At 41.8% G+C, this 19,634-nt stretch carries 21 protein-coding genes and 3 tRNA genes; 21 read left to right on the top strand and 3 right to left on the bottom strand.

Annotated elements, in window-relative coordinates:
- Positions 1 to 4: 4 nt before the first annotated feature.
- The 21 genes from minD (at position 5) to NXG61_RS00485 (ending at position 19,235) form a co-directional block, all read left to right on the top strand.
- Positions 5 to 793 (top strand): septum site-determining protein MinD, encoded by a 789-nt coding sequence (gene minD, locus NXG61_RS00585; RefSeq protein ID WP_307222911.1) that lies wholly within the window; start codon positions 5 to 7, stop codon positions 791 to 793.
- A gap of 13 nt (positions 794 to 806) precedes the next feature.
- The gene (gene minE, locus NXG61_RS00580; protein WP_196605745.1) at positions 807 to 1,100 is read left to right on the top strand and encodes a cell division topological specificity factor MinE; all 294 of its coding nucleotides are present in this window, start codon (positions 807 to 809) and stop codon (positions 1,098 to 1,100) included.
- 98 nt (positions 1,101 to 1,198) lie between these two features.
- Positions 1,199 to 2,191 carry a lysylphosphatidylglycerol synthase transmembrane domain-containing protein gene (locus NXG61_RS00575; protein WP_196605971.1) on the top strand — a complete coding sequence of 331 codons (993 nt, stop codon included), beginning with the start codon at positions 1,199 to 1,201 and terminating at the stop codon, positions 2,189 to 2,191.
- A 27-nt stretch (positions 2,192 to 2,218) separates the two neighbouring features.
- Positions 2,219 to 3,268 carry a Holliday junction branch migration DNA helicase RuvB gene (gene ruvB / locus NXG61_RS00570; protein WP_196605744.1) on the top strand — a complete coding sequence of 350 codons (1,050 nt, stop codon included), beginning with the start codon at positions 2,219 to 2,221 and terminating at the stop codon, positions 3,266 to 3,268.
- Positions 3,269 to 3,273: 5 nt separating this feature from the next.
- Entirely contained in the window at positions 3,274 to 3,888 is a 615-nt protein-coding gene (locus NXG61_RS00565; protein WP_196605743.1) for an epoxyqueuosine reductase QueH, read from the top strand.
- A gap of 187 nt (positions 3,889 to 4,075) precedes the next feature.
- Complete coding sequence (gene rpmE, locus NXG61_RS00560) at positions 4,076 to 4,276, top strand: 50S ribosomal protein L31 (protein ID WP_196605742.1); 201 nt, start codon at positions 4,076 to 4,078, stop codon at positions 4,274 to 4,276.
- 223 nt (positions 4,277 to 4,499) lie between these two features.
- The gene (locus tag NXG61_RS00555) at positions 4,500 to 5,408 is read left to right on the top strand and encodes a DUF1385 domain-containing protein (protein ID WP_307223012.1); all 909 of its coding nucleotides are present in this window, start codon (positions 4,500 to 4,502) and stop codon (positions 5,406 to 5,408) included.
- A 23-nt stretch (positions 5,409 to 5,431) separates the two neighbouring features.
- Positions 5,432 to 6,499, top strand: a complete 1,068-nt coding sequence (prfA, locus tag NXG61_RS00550) for a peptide chain release factor 1 (RefSeq protein WP_307222908.1) — start codon at positions 5,432 to 5,434, stop codon at positions 6,497 to 6,499.
- A gap of 6 nt (positions 6,500 to 6,505) precedes the next feature.
- Positions 6,506 to 7,405, top strand: coding sequence for a peptide chain release factor N(5)-glutamine methyltransferase (prmC, locus tag NXG61_RS00545; RefSeq protein WP_196605740.1), 900 nt, complete (start codon positions 6,506 to 6,508; stop codon positions 7,403 to 7,405).
- Positions 7,390 to 8,427 carry an L-threonylcarbamoyladenylate synthase gene (locus NXG61_RS00540; RefSeq protein WP_196605739.1) on the top strand — a complete coding sequence of 346 codons (1,038 nt, stop codon included), beginning with the start codon at positions 7,390 to 7,392 and terminating at the stop codon, positions 8,425 to 8,427. The genes prmC and NXG61_RS00540 overlap by 16 nt, the downstream gene beginning before the upstream one ends.
- A gap of 138 nt (positions 8,428 to 8,565) precedes the next feature.
- Positions 8,566 to 9,009 carry a ribose 5-phosphate isomerase B gene (gene rpiB, locus NXG61_RS00535; protein ID WP_196605738.1) on the top strand — a complete coding sequence of 148 codons (444 nt, stop codon included), beginning with the start codon at positions 8,566 to 8,568 and terminating at the stop codon, positions 9,007 to 9,009.
- A 41-nt stretch (positions 9,010 to 9,050) separates the two neighbouring features.
- A complete protein-coding gene (gene glyA, locus NXG61_RS00530; protein ID WP_307222905.1) occupies positions 9,051 to 10,295 on the top strand; it encodes a serine hydroxymethyltransferase in 1,245 nt (414 codons plus the stop codon).
- Positions 10,296 to 10,312: 17 nt separating this feature from the next.
- Complete coding sequence (gene upp, locus NXG61_RS00525) at positions 10,313 to 10,951, top strand: uracil phosphoribosyltransferase (protein ID WP_196605736.1); 639 nt, start codon at positions 10,313 to 10,315, stop codon at positions 10,949 to 10,951.
- A 41-nt stretch (positions 10,952 to 10,992) separates the two neighbouring features.
- Positions 10,993 to 11,448 carry a deoxycytidylate deaminase gene (locus NXG61_RS00520; RefSeq protein ID WP_196605735.1) on the top strand — a complete coding sequence of 152 codons (456 nt, stop codon included), beginning with the start codon at positions 10,993 to 10,995 and terminating at the stop codon, positions 11,446 to 11,448.
- Positions 11,449 to 11,658: 210 nt separating this feature from the next.
- The gene (locus tag NXG61_RS00515) at positions 11,659 to 12,705 is read left to right on the top strand and encodes a glycosyltransferase family 4 protein (RefSeq protein ID WP_196605734.1); all 1,047 of its coding nucleotides are present in this window, start codon (positions 11,659 to 11,661) and stop codon (positions 12,703 to 12,705) included.
- Between the two features lie 32 nt (positions 12,706 to 12,737).
- A complete protein-coding gene (wecB, locus tag NXG61_RS00510) occupies positions 12,738 to 13,898 on the top strand; it encodes a non-hydrolyzing UDP-N-acetylglucosamine 2-epimerase (protein ID WP_196605733.1) in 1,161 nt (386 codons plus the stop codon).
- Between the two features lie 364 nt (positions 13,899 to 14,262).
- Positions 14,263 to 15,951 (top strand): methyl-accepting chemotaxis protein, encoded by a 1,689-nt coding sequence (locus tag NXG61_RS00505; protein WP_307222903.1) that lies wholly within the window; start codon positions 14,263 to 14,265, stop codon positions 15,949 to 15,951.
- Positions 15,952 to 16,459: 508 nt separating this feature from the next.
- Positions 16,460 to 17,278, top strand: coding sequence for a molybdate ABC transporter substrate-binding protein (gene modA / locus NXG61_RS00500; RefSeq protein ID WP_196605731.1), 819 nt, complete (start codon positions 16,460 to 16,462; stop codon positions 17,276 to 17,278).
- 2 nt (positions 17,279 to 17,280) lie between these two features.
- Entirely contained in the window at positions 17,281 to 17,967 is a 687-nt protein-coding gene (gene modB / locus NXG61_RS00495) for a molybdate ABC transporter permease subunit (protein ID WP_196605969.1), read from the top strand.
- Positions 17,968 to 17,969: 2 nt separating this feature from the next.
- Positions 17,970 to 19,016, top strand: coding sequence for a sulfate/molybdate ABC transporter ATP-binding protein (locus tag NXG61_RS00490; RefSeq protein ID WP_432748957.1), 1,047 nt, complete (start codon positions 17,970 to 17,972; stop codon positions 19,014 to 19,016).
- Positions 19,017 to 19,025: 9 nt separating this feature from the next.
- The gene (locus tag NXG61_RS00485) at positions 19,026 to 19,235 is read left to right on the top strand and encodes a TOBE domain-containing protein (protein ID WP_196605729.1); all 210 of its coding nucleotides are present in this window, start codon (positions 19,026 to 19,028) and stop codon (positions 19,233 to 19,235) included.
- 122 nt (positions 19,236 to 19,357) lie between these two features.
- Here NXG61_RS00485 and NXG61_RS00480 read toward each other — a convergent pair.
- The 3 genes from NXG61_RS00480 to NXG61_RS00470 all read right to left on the bottom strand — a co-directional run bounded on the left by NXG61_RS00480 (position 19,358) and on the right by NXG61_RS00470 (position 19,632).
- Positions 19,358 to 19,443 (bottom strand) — tRNA-Tyr (locus NXG61_RS00480).
- A gap of 7 nt (positions 19,444 to 19,450) precedes the next feature.
- Positions 19,451 to 19,528 (bottom strand) — tRNA-Arg (locus NXG61_RS00475).
- Between the two features lie 18 nt (positions 19,529 to 19,546).
- Positions 19,547 to 19,632 (bottom strand) — tRNA-Tyr (locus NXG61_RS00470).
- Between the last annotated feature and the right edge of the window lie 2 nt (positions 19,633 to 19,634).

Raw genomic sequence — 19,634 nt, 5'->3', positions numbered from 1 at the left:
ATATATGAGTGAAGTAATAGTTGTGACGTCCGGAAAAGGCGGTGTCGGCAAGACAACAACGACCGCCAATCTTGGAGTTGGACTGGCTAAAAGAGGCAATAAAGTCGCGCTTATTGATACTGATACAGGGCTGAGAAATCTTGACCTGCTGCTCGGTTTGGAAAATCGTATAATGTATGATCTTGTCGATGTGGCGACAGGTCGCATCAGTTACAAAAAGGCATTGGTCCGGCATAAAAAACATGAAACGCTTTTTTTGCTGCCTACTTCGCAGATTCGGGATAAAACTGCTGTAACCGGACAGCAGCTCATTGATATATGCAACGAAATGCGCGGCGAATTTGATTATATACTGATAGATTGCCCGGCGGGAATTGAGCAGGGATTTAAGACGGCAATAGCGGCAGCGGATTATGCTATTGTGGTCACTATGCCTGAAGTTGCCGCAGTACGTGACGCAGATAAAATTATCGGCGAACTGAACCGGGCAGATAAAGACCGCATAAAACTTGTTGTGAACAGGATAAGAAGCCATATGGTCGATTCGGGCGATATGCTTGACATGGATGATATAAATGACATTTTGGCAATAGACTGTATAGGGCAGGTTCCGGACGACGAAATGGTCGTGACCTCAACTAACAGAGGAGAACCGGTAATTTCTAACAAAAAGTCTTTAGCCGGGCAAGCATACAATAATATCGTGGGGCGAATATGCGGAGAACAGATCCCTTTTCTTGATCTCCGGAAAAAAACACTGTTTGATAAATTAAAACAGATATTGCATGTATGAGGAGGTATAACTTATGTTGAGGGCTGTTATGAAACTGTTTGGACGCGATGATGATAAACCGTCGGGGAAAATAGCAAGGGATCGCCTGCGTGTCGTACTTATACACGACAGGGCAAATATTTCACCTGAAGTGGTCAATCATATAAAAGACGATATAATAAAAGTGATTTCAACCTATATGGATATAAATCAGCATGATATGGAAATAAGCTTATCTGATGATGATAATTCAGTGGCTCTTTTAGCCAGTATACCGGTAAAAAGAATAAAGCCTCAAGTTATGTCTTCACGCAATATGCATAGGTAATGGTTTGCAGACTCGCAAGAAATGGCCTTTTGTTAAATAAGCAAAAGGCCATTTCTTGCGAGTTTGCGGAACCGGTATCTGTCACAGTAACTAAGGAGATTCAAATGTTTTATAAACGCCTTATATTATTGCTGCTGCTGGTGGGGCTTATCTCTTATGGTGTAATATATTTTACTGTAGATATAAACACCTTAAGAAATTTACTTGATTTTAAACCCTGGTCAATTGCAGCAGCTTTTTTGAGCGTAGCAGTCGGACTTTTTTTGGATGGATTCAGATTAATTGAGCTTATTAAAATATCAGGAGAAAAAATAACGCCGATACAGGCCGCCAGAGTGGTTTTTGGAAATTATTTCCTTGCGCTTTTGACACCGGGATTTTCGGGAGGAGCAGTAGCGCAGCTGATGTTTTTACGATATGCTGATATTCCCATGGGGAAGGCAGCTGTAATAGTGATTGTTCGAACGATCGTTTCCATAGCTTTTTTATTTATATGCATGCCTTTTATCCTATTGAGTGACGATGGAGTGCTGCCATGGGTATCCAATACATTCTTACTTGTATTTTCTATATTGGCTATTTCAATTATTGCAATACTTGTATGGGCTATGGTAAGCGGTTATTTTGATCGAGTGGCAATATTTATTGCCAGACGCATTTCCCGTAAAAAAGGACGCAGACTCATAACTTTTTATCGTGATAATAAAAAGGCGATATTGCTTTTGACATCAGCACCCTTTGGTATGCTTAAGGTTTTTGTAATATCCGGTCTGAGTCTGATTGCGTTGTACTCTGTCGTTCCTTTTCTTTTGCTGGGCTTGGGCACTGATGTGAATTGGATATTGGTAATGGGACGTATGATTTTTTTGAATTTATTTTTATATTTTTCACCGACACCAGGCGGATCGGGAATTGCTGAAGGCGGCTTTATCCTGTTGTTCAATACTATCGCACCGGGGGGGACAGTCGGAGTTGTAGCTGTGGGGTGGCGGCTTTTTGCTGAGTATCTGCCTTTTTTAGCGGGATTTTATTATTCTCTGAGGACCTTTGGCAGAGAATTTCTGGGGAAGTCTATTTTCAAAAGGAATTAAAGATCGTTTGAGTAACGGGAGAATGGTATGGAAAACAGTGAAGACCGCATTATTGCCGGGGCAGAAAATGATACGGATATGTGGCAGTACAGCCTTCGTCCTAAACATCTGAATGAATATATTGGACAGGATAAGGCAAAAGAGAATTTGGCGATTTTCATAAAGGCAGCAGTATCAAGGGGAGAGGCTCTTGATCACGTGCTTCTTTACGGTCCTCCGGGATTGGGCAAGACTACGCTTGCGTCAATAATTGCAAATGAACTGGGCGTGAATTTTAGAGTTACATCGGGGCCGGCCATTGAAAGAGCCGGTGATTTAGCGGCTCTTTTGACTAATCTGACGGAAAAAGATGTTCTTTTTATTGATGAAATACACAGACTGTCGCACAGTGTGGAAGAAGTGCTGTATTCTGCTATGGAAGATTACGCATTGGACATAATAATAGGAAAAGGACCATCGGCTCGTTCTATTCGTTTGGATATAGCCCCTTTTACCCTTATCGGGGCGACCACACGTGTCGGGGCATTGGCATCACCTTTAAGAGACCGATTTGGTGTTATTTCGCGTCTTGAGTACTATAAACCGGAAGCGCTGATTTATATTATTAAAAGATCAGCAGAAATTTTAAACATTGAAATTGAAGACAGGGGTGCTGCCGAGATTGCACAAAGATCGCGCGGTACGCCGCGTGTTGCAAACAGACTTTTGAAACGAGTGCGTGATTTTGCTCAGATAAAAGGCAACGGTGTTATAACTGATGCGATTGCTGATAGTTCTCTGGCAATGCTGGAAGTTGATAAAGCCGGTCTTGATAATATTGACAGACGTATGCTCATGACAATGATCGAGAAGTTCGACGGCGGGCCGGTGGGGGTAGAAACTTTGGCAGCAGCTATAAGTGAGGAGCGCGACACTATAGAGGATGTATATGAGCCGTATTTACTCCAATTGGGCTTTATCAATCGCACACCGCGCGGCCGCATAGTAACGGCTCTGGGATATAAGCATATGAATATCTCTGTGACAGGCAGTGCCGTAAAACAGGAAAAATTATTTGAAGAAAATAATAGAAGGTAAGTCGGATGAAAATACTTTTGCATATGTGCTGCGGTCCATGCTCTTGCTACCCTGTGCAAAACCTGCGTGCTGGCGGGCATGAATTGACAGGTTATTTTTTTAATCCCAATATTCATCCTTATAAGGAGTTTAAACAAAGAATTGACACCGCGATGGAATTTGGAGACAAAGCAGGATTAGCAGTTGTAGCTGATAAAAATTATGATCTCAGAACATTTTTACGCAGAGCTCTGTCGGCGGAAAAGCGTGAAGAAACGCTGGCAGAAAAACCCCGCTGCCGCATGTGCTATGCGTGGAGGTTACGGAAGACGGCAGTATATGCCAGAGAGAATGGTTTTGATGCATTTACTTCTACATTGTTCGTCAGTCCTTATCAACTGCATAATGTTATGAAGGATGCAGCCGAAAAAATTGCCCGAGCTGAAAATATTCCGTTTTTTTATGAGGATTTTCGTACAGGCTGGGATGAAGGAGTAGAGATATGCAAAAAATTAGAGCTATACAGACAGCCCTATTGCGGTTGTATTTTCAGTGAGGAAGAACGTTACAGCAACAGATGGAAAAAAGATCATAAAAAGAAAATGAGAAAATTACGTGAGCAAAAAGAATCAGAAGCTTAAGAGTAAAAGAGCAGATTTCTTTTTCATTATCGATGATTTTGTTTTAAAAACGGGCAAAAAATCTTATGGGTATAGGCGGTCTTAAGACGGTAAAATGAACGGTGAATAATCCGGCGGCTGCTTGCAAGAGACAAAGCAGTGTGCTATAATTATAAACCGATAGCTTAGTAGAAATGAGGTGTGTTATATGAAACAGGGAATACATCCTGATTATAAAGAAGCGACAGTTGTTTGCGGCTGCGGCAATACTTTTAAAACCGGGTCTGTTAAAGAAAATCTGCGCGTAGATATATGCTCGAAATGTCATCCGTTTTATACGGGACGTCAGCGTGAATCTGCTGCCGGTGGTAGAATTGAAAAATTTAACAAACGTTACGGGACAAAATAATATTTGTTATGGGCGGCAGAGCAGTAATGCTCTGCTTCATTTATATATAGAATTATTTTTTCGGCTGATAATCAGATGAGAAATTGATCGAATAAATACGTTGGCAAAGGTCAGGCCCCATGCATAATATTCTTTGATTTTGGGGTGGAAGAAAGCTTAGTGTGAACAATAAATATCTATGGAATAAAGGAGTTTAGGCGTGAAAGAAAAAAGCTGTACGAAAATGAATATAGGCGGTCAGGCTGTCATTGAAGGCGTGATGATGCGTGGTGCTGAATATGTAGCTACAGCTGTCCGCGAACCGTCGGGTGAAATCTGTGTGAAAAAAGGACCTGTAAATTCACTCGGCAGCAAGTACCCTATTTTGAAAAAACCTTTCTTGCGCGGTGTGCTCTCTCTCGGTGAATCGTTGATGATTGGTATGCGTTCGCTTTCCTATTCGGCCAAAATGGCAGGTGAGGAAGAGGATGATAAACTTTCGGATAAAGATATGGCTATTACAATATTTGTGTCCATAGCAGCCGCAATTTTGCTGTTTGTGGTTATTCCTACCGCTGCAGCAAAATATTTTCCGACAGATGATCCCTTTTATATGAACTTGGGAGAGGGCGTATTGCGACTGGCTATATTCCTTATATATATATACGGGATATCCAGAGTGAAGGATATTTACCGTGTTTTTCAATATCACGGAGCTGAGCATAAGACTATTTTCGCATATGAAGCGGGAGTTCCTCTTACACCGGAAAATATAAAAAAATTTTCGCGGTTTCATCCGCGCTGCGGTACATCCTTTTTATTGATCGTCATGCTGGTCAGCATAGTGACATTTGCCTTTTTGGGCTGGCCGGATCTTCTGTATAGGATCTTGTCGCGTGTTATATTACTGCCGGTTGTTGCAGGAATATCATACGAAATTATTAGGTTTTCCGGGCGCTCAAACAATCCTCTTGTGCATATTGCCGTTTTGCCGGGCCTGTGGCTTCAGCGGCTCACTACAAAAGAACCTGATGAATCGATGATAGAAGTTGCAGTCAAGGCCGTAGAAGCAGTGATCGTACAAACTCAGGAAAATACCATAAAAGAATATGATGCAAAGCCGTCGTTTGCGCAGGCACTCGATAATAATTGATATATGGGGAAGGATAAGCGTTCGTGTTAGAAAAGTTAGAGGCAATTGAAAGTAAATATCTGGAATTGGAATCGCTCATAAGCGATCCTGATATTTTAGCGGATATTCCGCGCTGGCAGCGATATAGTCAAGAACATGCATCTCTTAATGAAATAGTAACAAAGTATCGGGAATACAAAAAAACATGCAGTGAGTTAAGTGAAAATAAAATAATGCAGGCTGAAGAAGTTGACAGTGAATTTAAAAAAATGCTGGAAACGGAAATAACCGCATTGCAAAAAGTAAAGGAAGCTTTTGAGGAAGAGCTTCCCATTTTACTTTTGCCCAAAGATCCCAATGATGATAAAAATGTTATCATCGAAATACGCGGCGGTGTCGGCGGAGATGAAGCTGCCCTGTTTGCCGGTGATCTGTTCCGCATGTATTCACGCTATGCAGAAATGAAAGGCTGGAAAAGTGAGATTCTTGATGCCAATTCCACTGAACTTGGCGGTTTTAAAGAAATTTCTTTTTGCATTGAAGGCCGGGGAGCATACAGCCGGTTCAAATATGAAAGCGGAACGCATCGTGTGCAGCGGGTTCCCGAAACAGAGTCTGGCGGAAGAATACATACTTCCGCAGTGACTGTAGCGGTACTGCCGGAAGTAGAAGATGTAGAAATAGATATAAAGCAGGCTGATCTGCGTATAGATACATACAGAGCAAGCGGTGCCGGTGGACAGTATGTAAATAAGACTGATTCGGCGATCCGTATAACGCATATGCCGACAGGAATAGTAGTACAATGTCAGGATGAGAAATCCCAGCTGAAAAATAAGGAAAAAGCTATGCGTGTATTGAGAGCGAGACTCAATGATGCGGCGCAAAAAAATCAGCGTGACAGTATAGCTGCCGACAGAAAAAGTCAGGTGGGTTCGGGTGACAGAAGCCAGAGAATAAGGACTTATAATTTTCCGCAGGGGCGTGTTACGGACCATCGCATAGGGTTGACACTGCATAAGCTTGATTCGGTGCTGAACGGTGAACTTGATGAGCTGATAAATGCACTTATTACGGCCGATCAATCGGAAAGGCTGCAGCAGGTCAGGTAATGATATATGACAAAGAATAAATTGCACGCGGGTGATACAAAAGTATGGACTATAGGCGCGCTTTTGAAATGGACACAGGAATATTTTGCTGCAAAAGCCATCGATTCGCCGAGACTTGATGCCGAAGTTCTTCTTTCCCATCTTTTAGGTAAGGAAAGAATATATTTATATGTACATTTTGATGAGCCCTTGCAGGAAAATGAACTGGTGCAATTCCGCGGGCTGGTAAAAAAAAGGGCTGCGCGCATACCTGTTGCTTATCTGACAGGACAGAAGGAATTCATGGGGATGCCTTTTAAGGTCAGTGAGCATGTTTTGGTGCCAAGACCGGAAACAGAACTTTTAGTTGAAGCTGCGATCGAGCGTCTCCCTGGAGACAGTGAGGCTGTGTTTGCCGATATAGGTACGGGCAGCGGTGCCATTGCTGTATCACTGGTCAAACTGAGAAAAAATCTTAGAGGAGTTGCTGTTGATATATCAGCGGAGGCTTTGGCAATGGCACAAAAGAATGCCGTACTTCTTAAAGTAGCTGACAGCCTTGAATTTTTGCAGGGAGATCTGCTTGAACCGCTGCAAAAAGAGGAAAACAAAGGCCGGCTGGCAGCTATCATATCCAATCCGCCGTATATTCCTCTTGCCGATATGCCTGCATTAGCTCCTGAGGTGCGTGCATATGAGCCGAGAAGGGCGCTGACAGACGATGCTGACGGATTAAATTTTTACCGACGGCTTTTGGCTGACAGTAAAGAATTGTTGACGGAAAATGGTTTTTTTGCCTGTGAAATAGGAATAAATCAGGCTTCGGATGTAAAAGCATTAGCGCAGAAAAATACCTGGGGAAAAGTTGAAGTATTAAGAGATCTGGCAGGAATAGAGCGGGTGGTTATATTATGGAAACGGAAATAATAAAGGTAGAGGATGCCGGGGAATCAGGTATAAAAAAAGCGGCAGAACTCATCAAGCTCGGAGAAGTAGTGGCTTTTCCGACTGAAACAGTTTACGGGCTTGGAGCGAATGGTCTTGATGCACAGGCTTCAGCAAAAATATATAAAGCTAAGGGACGTCCTTCGGATAATCCTCTTATACTGCACATAGACAGTATAAGAATGCTGTCTATGGTAACGGATCGGCTGCCGCATACGGCTATGGAGATCATGGCAGCTTTTTGCCCTGGACCCGTAACTATAATTGTGCCTAAAAAGAACACGGTGCCGGACGCTATTACAGGCGGTTTATCCACAGTGGGAGTGAGGATGCCGGATAATGATACGGCAAGAAAACTGATAAGTATGGCGGGAGTTCCCATAGCGGCACCGAGTGCCAATCTTTCAGGTCGTCCGAGCCCCACGACCGCAAATGATGTTTATCGTGACATGAACGGTCATATACCGCTTATTCTTGACGGCGGACCATCAGGCTTCGGTGTCGAATCAACGATAGTGGATTGTACTGAAGATATACCGATTATTTTACGCCCGGGAGCAATTACCAAAGAAATGCTGGAAGAAATATTTCCTAAAGTAGCTGTAGATCCTGCTTTAACGGGAAAAAATGAAGTGCCGAAAGCACCCGGTATGAAATATCGCCATTATGCACCGAAAGCGCCGTTGATATTATTTTCCGGAAAAGCTGCCAATATGCTGGGAGCCTTGACCGGGGAATTAGGCAGACGAAAAAGGGCTGGATTCAAAGTCGGGATCATAGCGAGCAGTGAAATTGCCGGTCTTTTTGACAGTGATGCTGTATATAATTACGGCAGCAGAAAAAATTTATATGCAATAGCGGCTAATTTATATAATGCGCTGCTGTATTTTGACGATAAAAATGTGGATGTTATTTTGGCAGAAGGAACGGTACAGACAGGAGTGGGACTCGCTATCATGAATCGTCTGAAAAAGGCAAGCGGACAGACAATTATAAGTGTATGATATTTTCCGATCAGTAAATTTCAATGATTGAATTTTGCTGGAAAGTGTAAAATATTTGCCAGCGGCTGATGCAATATGTTAGAATTATGTTAAAAATGATAGGTGGTGTAGAAGCATCCTCATGGGATGCTGATTTTTATGAAAATTGTTATTGGCTGTGATCAGGGCGCTCTGGAATTGAAGAACTATATCAAAGAAGTATTGGCTGAATTTACCGATATAACAGTTGAAGATGTTGGCACGTATACAGCAGACTCGGTTGATTATCCAGACATAGCTGAAAAAATATGTGCTAAGATAACCTCCGGTGAAGCTGAAAGAGGAATAGCACTCTGCGGTACAGGTATAGGGATTTCCATTGCCTGCAACAAGGTTGACGGTATACGGGCCGCACTGTGTCATAATGTATTTACAGCACGTATGTCCCGTCAGCATAATGATGCTAATGTTTTGGCAATGGGCGGCCGTGATATTGGTTTTGGTCCCGCTGCTGAAATGGTGCGTGTCTGGGTGGCAGAAGAATTCTTGGGTGGACGCCATAAGCGGCGTGTGGATAAAATAATGGCTATTGCAGATAAATAAGCAGCTTATATAATACTTGGGAGTTTTTTAGGAGGATATAAATGAATCTTGTGGATGGTTTGGAGAAAGTAGATCTGGAGGTAAATAATGCTATAAATGCTGAACTTGCCCGGCAGCGTAATAAATTGGAATTCATTGCGTCGGAAAATATAGTAAGCAATGCGGTAATGCAGGCACAGGGAAGTGTTCTGACCAATAAGTATGCGGAAGGATATCCGGGAAAACGCTACTATGGCGGCTGTGAATGTGTCGACATTGTTGAACAGCTGGCGATCGACCGCGTAAAAAAATTGTTCGGTGCTGAATATGCAAATGTACAGCCGCATTCCGGCGCCCAGGCTAATACGGCAGTCTATTTTGCTTTATTGCAGCCCGGCGACACAGTCCTGGGAATGAATCTGACTGACGGCGGTCACCTCACACACGGAAGCCCTGTGAATATTTCCGGTAAATATTTTAATGTCGTGCCGTATGGCGTAGATAAAGAAACCGAGCGCATTGACTATGATTCATTGCAAGAGCTGGCACGAAAGCATCATCCCAAAATGATAATTGCCGGAGCCAGCGCTTATGCGCGGATCATAGATTTTCAACGCCTTTCAGCGATAGCTAAATCTGTCGGCGCTTATCTGATGGTTGATATGGCTCATATTGCCGGACTTGTGGCTGCAGGTCTTCATCCAAATCCTATAGAATATGCCGATGTAGTTACTTCGACGACACATAAGACTCTGCGCGGTCCGCGCGGCGGGATTATCCTTTGTCGTGATGCCGAATTCGGCAAGCAGTTCAATAAAGCTATTTTCCCTGGCATTCAGGGTGGTCCGCTGATGCATGTCATAGCAGCCAAAGCTGTTGCTTTCAAGGAAGCTCTGAGTGACGAATTCAAGGAATATCAGCGTCAGATTATAAAGAACGCACGTGCCTTGGCAGAAGCGCTGACACAGGAAGGCTTTCGTATTGTTTCCGGCGGCACAGACAATCATTTAATGCTGGTGGATCTCAGAAATAAAAACATCACCGGAAAAGATGCTGAAAAACTGCTTGATGATATAGGTATAACCGTAAACAAGAACACTATACCGTTTGAACCGTTGAGTCCTTTTGTGACCAGTGGTATAAGGCTGGGCACACCGGCACTCACTACACGCGGTTTTGATGAGAAGGATATGGCTGAAGCAGCCGGCATAATAGCTGCAGTACTCAATAATCCAAATGATGAAGGTATAATGGCACAGGCTGCTAAGCGAGTGAAGACCTTGTGTGAAAAATATCCTTTATACTGATCTGAGGGAGAATAAAAATGACTGACGATTTAAAGATAAGCGTTATTGATCATCCACTGGTGCAGCATAAGCTGACATTGATGCGGATGGAAGAAACAGGCACTAAGGATTTTCGGGAGCTGCTGGAAGAAATATCGATGCTGATGGCATATGAGATAACACGTGATCTGCCTCTTGTAGACGTGAGCATAAATACACCGGTGGCAAAATGCAGCTCTAAAACTCTCAATGGCAAAAAGATGGGGCTCATCCCTATTTTACGCGCCGGGCTGGGAATGGTAGACGGTATCGTCAAACTTATTCCGACTATAAAAATAGGACATGTGGGAATGTACAGAGATCCGAAGACACTCAAACCTGTCGAATACTACTGCAAACTGCCGACTGACGTGGCAGAGAGGACGCTCATTGTCATTGACCCTATGCTCGCCACGGGAGGATCGGCTGCGGCTGCTCTTTCTCTGTTGAAGGAAAAAGGGGCAAAGCATATCATTTATCTGTGCCTGGTGTCTGCACCTGAAGGTATAAGAGCTATAAATGAAATGCATCCCGATATAAAAATATATACAGCCTCTATTGATGAAAAACTTAATGAAAACGGTTATATAGTGCCGGGACTCGGTGATGCCGGCGACAGATTGTTCGGTACGCTATAATCGGGCTGCCATATATTGGTCTTATAGTTTTGGAGAAAAATATGAATAAATACAGCCGTCCTGATTGGACAGAATATTTTCTTGATATAGCCAGAGCGGTAGGGCGGCGTTCCACATGCTTCCGCCGACGCTATGGCGCTATCATTGTAAAGGATAGAATTATTGTCAGTACTGGTTATAACGGTGCTCCGCGCGGTGAGGATAACTGCATTGATACAGGAATCTGTGAAAGGGAAAGGCAGCATGTTCCCAAAGGACAAAGATATGAATTGTGTGTGGCTGTACATGCCGAACAAAATGCGATAATAGCTGCCGATCCGGTAAAAATGAAGGGTGCAGTGATTTACATCGTCGGCTGTAATGAGGATGGAACATTGGCATCGGGCAAACCATGCCTTTTGTGCAGGCGCATGATCTGCAATGCTATGATCGATAAGGCTGTTTATCTGGAAGCTGACGGTTCAGTCGTAGAAGCTGATCCCAGAAAAATATATTGATATATTTCTTGGGTTAGGTTAAGATAATAGCAGTATTCACATCAAATAATAAACAAGACCTGCTGTTTGGTATAAGTTGAATGGCATATTCATAAAAGGCTTTTCAGTGATGAAACTGACAGCTTTGGCTGTGGATAGCTTTTGAATAGAATTGCATCCATGGATAAAGAGGGTATTGTTTGCTTATAGTAAAGGAAGTGCGCTGTAAAGATGCCAAGTTCTCTTCTGGCATTTATCATTTCATTGGTCATTGTATTGCTGATAATGCCGATGGTGATAAAATTTGCTGTTAAAACGGATGCGATGGACGCCCCAGATAAAAGGAAAGTACACTGTCATCCTGTTCCGCGTCTGGGAGGGTTGGGAATATATATCGGTTTTTTGATGACGGTATTGATACTGTCATTTACTACAGATATAGCTGCTGAACATGGGATGGATCTGGCAGGACTTTTGATCGGCGGGACATTTATTGTTGTCGTCGGAATAATAGATGATTATAAAAACCTGCCTGCCAAGGTGAAACTTATTGGACAGATCGCTGCGGCATGTATACTTGTATCTTTTGATGTCAGAATTGATTTTGTGACCAATCCCTTTGGCGATTGGATTTTTTTGGAGTATCTATCTGTACCGGCGACCGTTTTTTGGATTGTAGGCCTGACAAATACAGTCAATCTTATTGATGGTCTTGATGGTCTTGCTGCTGGTGTTTCCACTATTGCTTCTATAACATTGCTTTTGGTTGGTTATCAGCAGGGAGATGCGTTTATTGTTTTTATCACTGCTTCTCTTGTAGGGTCTTCGCTGGGGTTTCTGAAATACAATTTTAATCCTGCGCGCATTTTTATGGGAGATACCGGCAGTATGTTTTTAGGATTCATTTTGGCAGGTGTGTCTATAATCGGCGTTGTGAAAAGTGCTACTACAATTGCCTTGATTGTACCTATTTTGGCACTTGGACTGCCTATTCTTGATACGACTTTTGCTATTATACGCAGATATAGAAGCGGTGTTCCTATCTTTAAGCCGGATAAGGGACATCTTCACCACCGTCTTTTGGATCTGGGGTTTACACAGCGGCAGGCTGTGCTGTTGATGTATGTGTTCAGCAGTTTTTTGGGGCTTAGCGCAATAGCTTTGACACAGGTCAGTGAATATGCCGGCGTGATAATAGTGTTATTTATATTGCTTGTTATTATTTACGGTGCAAGGAAGATTGGGATATTTCATCCTAAAAATAACATTCATACCTGATATTTTATTATCCGACGGTGGGAGGAAAGTCCATGAAGAAAAAAATCAAAGTAATGACTGTTTTTGGCACCAGACCGGAAGCCATTAAAATGGCTCCGGTTATATTGGAACTGGCCAGGCACGAAGAAATAGAACCTGTCATAACAGTTACAGCTCAACATAGAGAAATGCTCGATCAGGTATTGAATCTTTTTTCAATAAAACCTGATCATGATCTTAATATAATGGCGGCAGGGCAGACTCTTTTTGATATAACAGATAAAGCTATGCGGGGACTGGATGAGGTTTTGACCGAAGAACATCCTGATATGGTACTTGTTCACGGAGATACAACGACTACTTTTGCGGGGGCACTGGCGGCCTATTATCATGAAACCGCGGTAGGACATGTCGAAGCAGGCTTGAGAACAAATAATAAATATTCACCTTTTCCCGAAGAGATGAACAGAAAACTGACCGGTGCGCTGGCAGATCTCCACTTCGCACCTACGCAAGTTTCTCATGAAAATCTTATCAGAGAAAATGTTCCGGAGAAGAATATTTTTGTCACTGGCAATACAGTCATTGATGCGTTGCATAAAACAGTCTGTGATAACTATAAGTTTGCCGATAAGATGCTGCAGAATATAGATTACATAGATAAACGTGTCATTTTGGTAACGACACACCGCCGGGAAAATCTCGGAGAACCGATGCGCCATGTATATAAAGCGATGAAGCAGATTGTTTCTGAGTATCAAGATGTGGAAATAATTTTTCCGGTGCATAAAAATCCTAAGGTACGCGAAGTCGTCAATGAGGAACTTGGAGGACTGCGGGGAGTACATTTGATAGATCCTCTGGATTATGAACCTTTTGCAAATCTGATGCATCGATCTTACCTTATCATGACAGATTCGGGCGGTATTCAGGAAGAAGCGCCATCGCTTGGAAAGCCGGTTTTAGTATTGCGTGATACTACGGAGCGCCCGGAAGCTGTAGCGGCTGGTACTGTAAAACTGATTGGCACAGAGAAGGACCGCGTTTATAATGAAGTAAAATATTTGCTTGATGATAAAACCGAATATATGCGTATGGCCAGCACCTGCAATCCATATGGTGATGGTCATGCTGCCAAGCGGATCGTCGATGCGGTCTTATATTATTATGGTTTCAGGAATACTTTGCCTGAATGCTTTTCCTTAGATTCATGAAAATAGGATTTTTAAATTTTATTCGGTCATGGGAACGGTATCTGATACTCTTTTCAAAAGAGAATAAGGTACCGTTCATCAAGATAATAGTGCTTTTTTATTGACATTCTGCAACCGGAACATAACTAAGGGCGTTGTTTATCTGTTGTGCGAACTGTCTCGCATAAGGAGGTGGGATAGGTAAAGAAAAAATGAGTTTATTAATGTTGAGAATATTTTTATTAGTCCTATTCTACAGTATGTTTGCAGAATATTTCTTAAATAGAAGAAAAATTTGCAGAGTTGTGTCTGTGGGCATATTGCATACAATTATTGATGTGGGATATCAATTATTTTACATAAAGACAAAGGATGTGTTTATGGGATGAATTTAAAAGCCAGAATGTATATTTCGTATGCAGTTGTAATAATTTTAACGGGGATTATAGGTTTATTTTCTTTATATTCCATGGATAAAGTAAATTCACGGCTTAATGAGCTGGGGACAGAGCGCGTTCCTCGTCTGGTATTGATGTCTGATATTGACAAGGAACTGAGCGAATATGTGGCCGCACAGCGCAATGTCATGCTGCGTCCTGCCAGCAATGAAGGCATAAACGAAATGCAAAATGCTGAACAGATTATTGATAAAAATTTGACCGAATTACATGAAACTGCCATTCCCACCTATAAAGACCGCATAGCCAGTACCATTTCTTTGTGGCAGGATTATAAAAAATTGACAAATGACCGGGTGAAACTCTTTAAATCAGGACAAAATATGGAGACAGATGCTGTTAAGGCACAGACTGATAAAGTAAGACAGGTGCGCGAACAACTTAATGGCGAAATGAAAAAATATATAGAAGAAACAAATGCGGCTACAGTCAAAAATGTTTCCGACGGGCAGAGCGAATACACCAAAAGCAAGATTATGACAGGTGTAGGTCTGCTTATAGCCATAATAATAGGCATGGCTATAGCAACTGTGGTCACACGTTATATGAGTAAATTTATAAATGCATTTTTGTTAGTAAGCCAAAAAGTTTCCGATGGGGATCTAAAACAAAAGATAGAATTTACGGGTACTGATGAATTTGGTGAAATGGCTTCTGTTTACAACAAAACTATTGAAAATATTCATACATTGGTCAGAACGATACAAAGCACCGCCGGAAATGTAGCAAATACTGTTTCTCAGGTCGCATCAGGAGCGGATCAGTCAGCAAATGCGATACAGCATATAGCACAATCCGTTACTGTAGTGGCTCAATCCGCAGATAAACAGTCAAAAGGAATAAGTCAGTCCACACAGGATACTGCGAATATAACGAACTATATGCAGGCTGTTTCCAGTGACGCCCGAGCTGCAGCTGATGATGCGGAAAAAGCCCTTAATACGGCAAATGAAGGAACACAGATAATGTTTTCCACTATAGAGCAGATGAAGCAGATAGAGGAAACCACCAGGCGTTCTTCGGATGTCATATCTGCCTTGGGAGATCGTTCCAAGGAAATCGGACAGATAGTCGATACTATTTCGGGACTTGCAGGACAGACCAATCTTTTGGCGCTCAATGCTGCTATTGAAGCAGCACGGGCCGGTGAACAGGGGAAAGGTTTTGCCGTTGTAGCGGAAGAAGTAAGAAAACTTGCGGAACAGTCTCAGCAATCGGCGCAGCAGATCGCTGGCTTGATCGGCCGGATTCAGAAGGAAACACAGGAAGCTGTTGACGCTATATCTTCTGGAACAGGAGAAGTTCAGGCGGGCATGGAATCTGTCAATAAATCGGGAGAAGCCTTTTCCAATATAATGCAGATCGCTGCCTCTGTAGCCATGCAGGTAAGGGAAATGTCAGAAACGATGGACGAAGTAGCTAAAAATGGTGATAATATTCTTTCCAGAATACGAGAAGTGGATAAAGAAACGAAGGTCGTTGCTGATGAAATGGAAAATACTTCAGCATCTACAGAAGAGCAGACAGCTTCGCTGGAAGAAATTTCCGCCTCATGCCAAAATCTGCAGCAGCTGACAGATAAATTACTTGATGAAACCAAAAAGTTCAGAATATGATATGTTCTTAATTCAGAGTCTTTTTGATTAAAAAATTCCAATATATATCTTTAATGTACACATTTCTGCTGAATTTGAAGTGTGTACATTTTTTTATAAATATTTATTTTTTAATTTACTGAACAATAATATTTTTATGTATGAGCAATAATATTTTTTAATTATAAAAATTACTGGTTTTTTCTTAAAAAAAACAAGTAAAAAGTGTATACATATTTCTTTTGCAAAGTTATTAACCAATATACAAATAATATTGATAACATATTTTGATATATTATAAAATGAAACCTTCTTGACACAAACAATAAAAAATAATAGTATATTAATACAGTACATAAATACACAGAGAAAATATATATGTACTTGTGTGAGCTATTCTGTTCGGTTAGCGTTTATAATATTTTTTTCATCAATATCTTCTTTTTGAAGAATGTCTGCAATTAACTATCAATTTCTCGATCAATCAATTATTCTAAAAATAGAATTGGAAATAAGGAGTTAGATAATTATGAAGAGATGTAAAAACATCATGGTCACACTGTTGTTTGCCATGTTGACGGCAGCTGTGCTGACAGCCGGATGCGGTCAGCAAAATGAGGAAAAAAATGAAAGCAGTGCTAAGGCGGCAGAACAGCAGAAGATCGTAGTGTCAGCGGCAGCCAGTTTGAAAGAGACAATGAATTCACTGGCAGAAGAATACAAAAAAAAGCAGCCTAATACAGAACTGACCTTTAATTTTGGAGCAAGCGGTTCATTGCAGTCACAAATTGAGCAGGGAGCTCCTGCAGATGTATTCATTTCAGCAGCACAGAAGCAAATGGACACATTGGATAGTAAAGGCCTGCTGGCAGACGGTACGCGGAAGGATCTTCTGATAAATAAAATAGTTCTTATAACTCCTAAGGACAATAAAAATGATATAAAACAATTTTCTGATATTATAACGGATAAGGCAAAAAAGATCGCTATAGGAGATCCTAAGAGTGTTCCCGCCGGGCAATATGCTGAAGAAGTGTTTAAAAATCTTAAATACGAGGATGCTGTCACTCCCAAAGCTGTTTATGGGAATGATGTTCGTGCCGTGCTTGCATGGGTCGAAAACGGAGAAGCTGACTGCGGCTTAGTTTATAAGACTGATGCTGCTATTTCCGATAAAGTGAACATTGTAGCAGAGGCACCTGACGGTTCTCATAAACCGATAATCTATCCTGTTGCAATATTGAAATCGACAAAAAGCATGGATGCAGCAAAGGATTTTGTGGCTTTTCTGCAAACACCCGAAGCTGCAAAGATATTTGAAAAATACGGCTTTACAATGGCTAAATGATGATGGATTATTCACCGCTTCTAATATCTGTTAAAACATCCTGTCTGGCTACTGTCATAGCTTTTTTTACAGGTATATATGCTGCATATATTGTAGTGCGGCTGAAACATTTTCAGGGAATTCTGGATGCTATATTGACACTGCCTTTGGTTTTGCCGCCTACAGTGGTCGGCTTTATCCTTTTGATCGCCTTTGGCAAAAACAGCCCTATCGGTCAGATAATGATGTCCTTCGGTTATTCACTGGTCTTTTCCTGGGAAGCTACGGTTCTGGCAGCGGTGGTTGTAGCTTTTCCGCTTATGTATCGAACTACGAGAGGCGCATTTGAACAGCTTGATGAAAATATTATTTATGCGGCAAAAACATTAGGCGTTTCTGACTGGAAAATTTTCTGGCATATAATACTGCCAAACACAAAGCACAGCCTTATTGCCGGGGTGATATTGGCATTTACCCGTGCTCTCGGTGAATTTGGCGCAACAATTATGGTTGCGGGCAATATTCCGGGAATAACACAAACTATATCAACCGCAATATATTCGGCTGTGCAGGCCGGTGATAATAATGCAGCATTTTTCTGGGTAGGGATAATAGTTGCTATATCTTTTGTCGTGATAGTTCTTATGAATTTATGGCTGAAAAACAATGGGCGATATGCGATGAAGTCCTCTGCGGGGAATGGGGTCTGAGTATGGCATTGAAAGTAAAAATAAAAAAACAGCTGAACGCATTTACTCTTGATGTTGATTTCAACGTGGAGAATGAAATTTTTGCTATACTGGGAGCCTCGGGATGCGGCAAAAGTATGACATTGAAATGCATCGCCGGTGTAGAGACACCGGACAGCGGTTATATAGAACTTGACGGACAAGTTTTGTTTGATAGTGAGAAAAATATAAATCTTCCACCCAGAAAACGTCATTCCGGCTATCTTTTTCAAAACTATGCTTTGTTTCCGAATATGACAGTATTTGAAAACATTGCTTTTGTGGTCAGCGGCAGTAAAGAAAACAAAAGCAAAACCGCAGAAGAATATATTCAGAGATTTCATCTGCAGGGATTAGAAAGCATATATCCTGCAAATCTTTCAGGGGGACAGCAGCAACGAGTGGCTTTTGCCAGAATTTTGGCTGCACAGTCCAGACTGCTGATGCTGGATGAACCCTTTTCAGCACTTGACAGCTATCTTAAATGGCAGCTTGAACTGGAACTGGGCGATCTGCTTGAAAAATATAAAAAGACGACTCTTTTCATTTCGCATAATCGTGATGAAGTGTATCGTTTGTGCAATCATGTTGCTGTCATGAGTAATGGGCATATTGAGACAGTAAGCGATAAATATGGCATTTTCGATGATCCACAGACGTTAACAGCAGCAGTATTGACAGGCTGCAAAAATACTTCAAAAGCTCATAAAATTGATGAGCATTATTTATATGCAGTCGATTGGCAGCTGGAACTTTTCACTGCTCAGCAGGTACCGGACGATTTGTCTTATGTTGGGTTTAGAGCACATTTTTTTGAACCGACAACGGCTCAGCAGCAGGTGAATTGTTTTTCTGCGCAGATCATAAAAGTAATTGAGGATACCTTCTCCTACATTATTATGATCCGCCCCCATGACAAAGAAAGTTTGCTGCTGCGCTGGGAGCTGGAAAAAGATGCATGGGTTCGTTTAAGAGACAAGCCGATATTTCTGACTATCCCGGAGGATAAACTTATTTTACTAAAGAAATGAGGTGAGAAAATGAGATTAAGTGCAAGAAATCAGCTAAAAGGTGTAATATGCGGCATTGATACGGGCAGCGTAAACGATGTTGTGAAAATCAAGCTCGCAAGCGGGGATATTGTTTCTGCTACCATAACAAAGCAGTCAGTAAAAGAACTTGGCCTTGAAGTGGGGAAGGAAGCTTACGCAGTAATAAAAGCCAGTTCAGTGATTGTTGCTGTAGATTAAACGCACAATAAACAAGAAAGCAGACAAGAACAGAGAGTGTTCTTGTCTGCTTTCTTGTTTATTGTAAAACTAAAAAAAGCTCTGACAAAATATTGTCAAAACTTTTGTTGCCAATTAATAAATGGTGGGCAGGGATGGATTCGAACCATCGTAACCTCGCGGTGACAGATTTACAGTCTGTTCCCTTTAACCACTCGGGCACCTACCCATATTAATGGTGACCCTGGCAGGATTCGAACCTGCGACCTTTTGATTCGTAGTCAAACACTCTAATCCAACTGAGCTACAGGGCCATATATGAAATTGTAAAATGGTGGGCAGGGATGGATTCGAACCATCGTAACCTCGCGGTGACAGATTTACAGTCTGTTCCCTTTAACCACTCGGGCACCTACCCAT

It is taken from the genome of Pectinatus haikarae (genome assembly GCF_050916305.1).
Lineage (GTDB): Bacteria > Bacillota > Negativicutes > Selenomonadales > Selenomonadaceae > Pectinatus > Pectinatus haikarae.
Note: the sequence above shows the minus strand (reverse complement) of the source record. Positions and strands in the feature narration are given on the sequence as shown.

What these genes read in the sequence shown, in the direction of transcription:
- minD (WP_307222911.1), top strand. Translation starts at nt 5, where the DNA reads ATGAGTGAAGTAATAGTTGTGACGTCCGGAAAAGGCGGTGTCGGCAAG.
- minE (WP_196605745.1), top strand. Translation starts at nt 807, where the DNA reads ATGTTGAGGGCTGTTATGAAACTGTTTGGACGCGATGATGATAAACCG.
- ruvB (WP_196605744.1), top strand. Translation starts at nt 2,219, where the DNA reads ATGGAAAACAGTGAAGACCGCATTATTGCCGGGGCAGAAAATGATACG.
- NXG61_RS00565 (WP_196605743.1), top strand. Translation starts at nt 3,274, where the DNA reads ATGAAAATACTTTTGCATATGTGCTGCGGTCCATGCTCTTGCTACCCT.
- rpmE (WP_196605742.1), top strand. Translation starts at nt 4,076, where the DNA reads ATGAAACAGGGAATACATCCTGATTATAAAGAAGCGACAGTTGTTTGC.
- NXG61_RS00555 (WP_307223012.1), top strand. Translation starts at nt 4,500, where the DNA reads ATGAATATAGGCGGTCAGGCTGTCATTGAAGGCGTGATGATGCGTGGT.
- prmC (WP_196605740.1), top strand. Translation starts at nt 6,506, where the DNA reads ATGACAAAGAATAAATTGCACGCGGGTGATACAAAAGTATGGACTATA.
- NXG61_RS00540 (WP_196605739.1), top strand. Translation starts at nt 7,390, where the DNA reads ATGGAAACGGAAATAATAAAGGTAGAGGATGCCGGGGAATCAGGTATA.
- rpiB (WP_196605738.1), top strand. Translation starts at nt 8,566, where the DNA reads ATGAAAATTGTTATTGGCTGTGATCAGGGCGCTCTGGAATTGAAGAAC.
- glyA (WP_307222905.1), top strand. Translation starts at nt 9,051, where the DNA reads ATGAATCTTGTGGATGGTTTGGAGAAAGTAGATCTGGAGGTAAATAAT.
- upp (WP_196605736.1), top strand. Translation starts at nt 10,313, where the DNA reads ATGACTGACGATTTAAAGATAAGCGTTATTGATCATCCACTGGTGCAG.
- NXG61_RS00520 (WP_196605735.1), top strand. Translation starts at nt 10,993, where the DNA reads ATGAATAAATACAGCCGTCCTGATTGGACAGAATATTTTCTTGATATA.
- NXG61_RS00515 (WP_196605734.1), top strand. Translation starts at nt 11,659, where the DNA reads ATGCCAAGTTCTCTTCTGGCATTTATCATTTCATTGGTCATTGTATTG.
- wecB (WP_196605733.1), top strand. Translation starts at nt 12,738, where the DNA reads ATGAAGAAAAAAATCAAAGTAATGACTGTTTTTGGCACCAGACCGGAA.
- NXG61_RS00505 (WP_307222903.1), top strand. Translation starts at nt 14,263, where the DNA reads ATGAATTTAAAAGCCAGAATGTATATTTCGTATGCAGTTGTAATAATT.
- modA (WP_196605731.1), top strand. Translation starts at nt 16,460, where the DNA reads ATGAAGAGATGTAAAAACATCATGGTCACACTGTTGTTTGCCATGTTG.
- modB (WP_196605969.1), top strand. Translation starts at nt 17,281, where the DNA reads ATGGATTATTCACCGCTTCTAATATCTGTTAAAACATCCTGTCTGGCT.
- NXG61_RS00490 (WP_432748957.1), top strand. Translation starts at nt 17,970, where the DNA reads ATGGCATTGAAAGTAAAAATAAAAAAACAGCTGAACGCATTTACTCTT.
- NXG61_RS00485 (WP_196605729.1), top strand. Translation starts at nt 19,026, where the DNA reads ATGAGATTAAGTGCAAGAAATCAGCTAAAAGGTGTAATATGCGGCATT.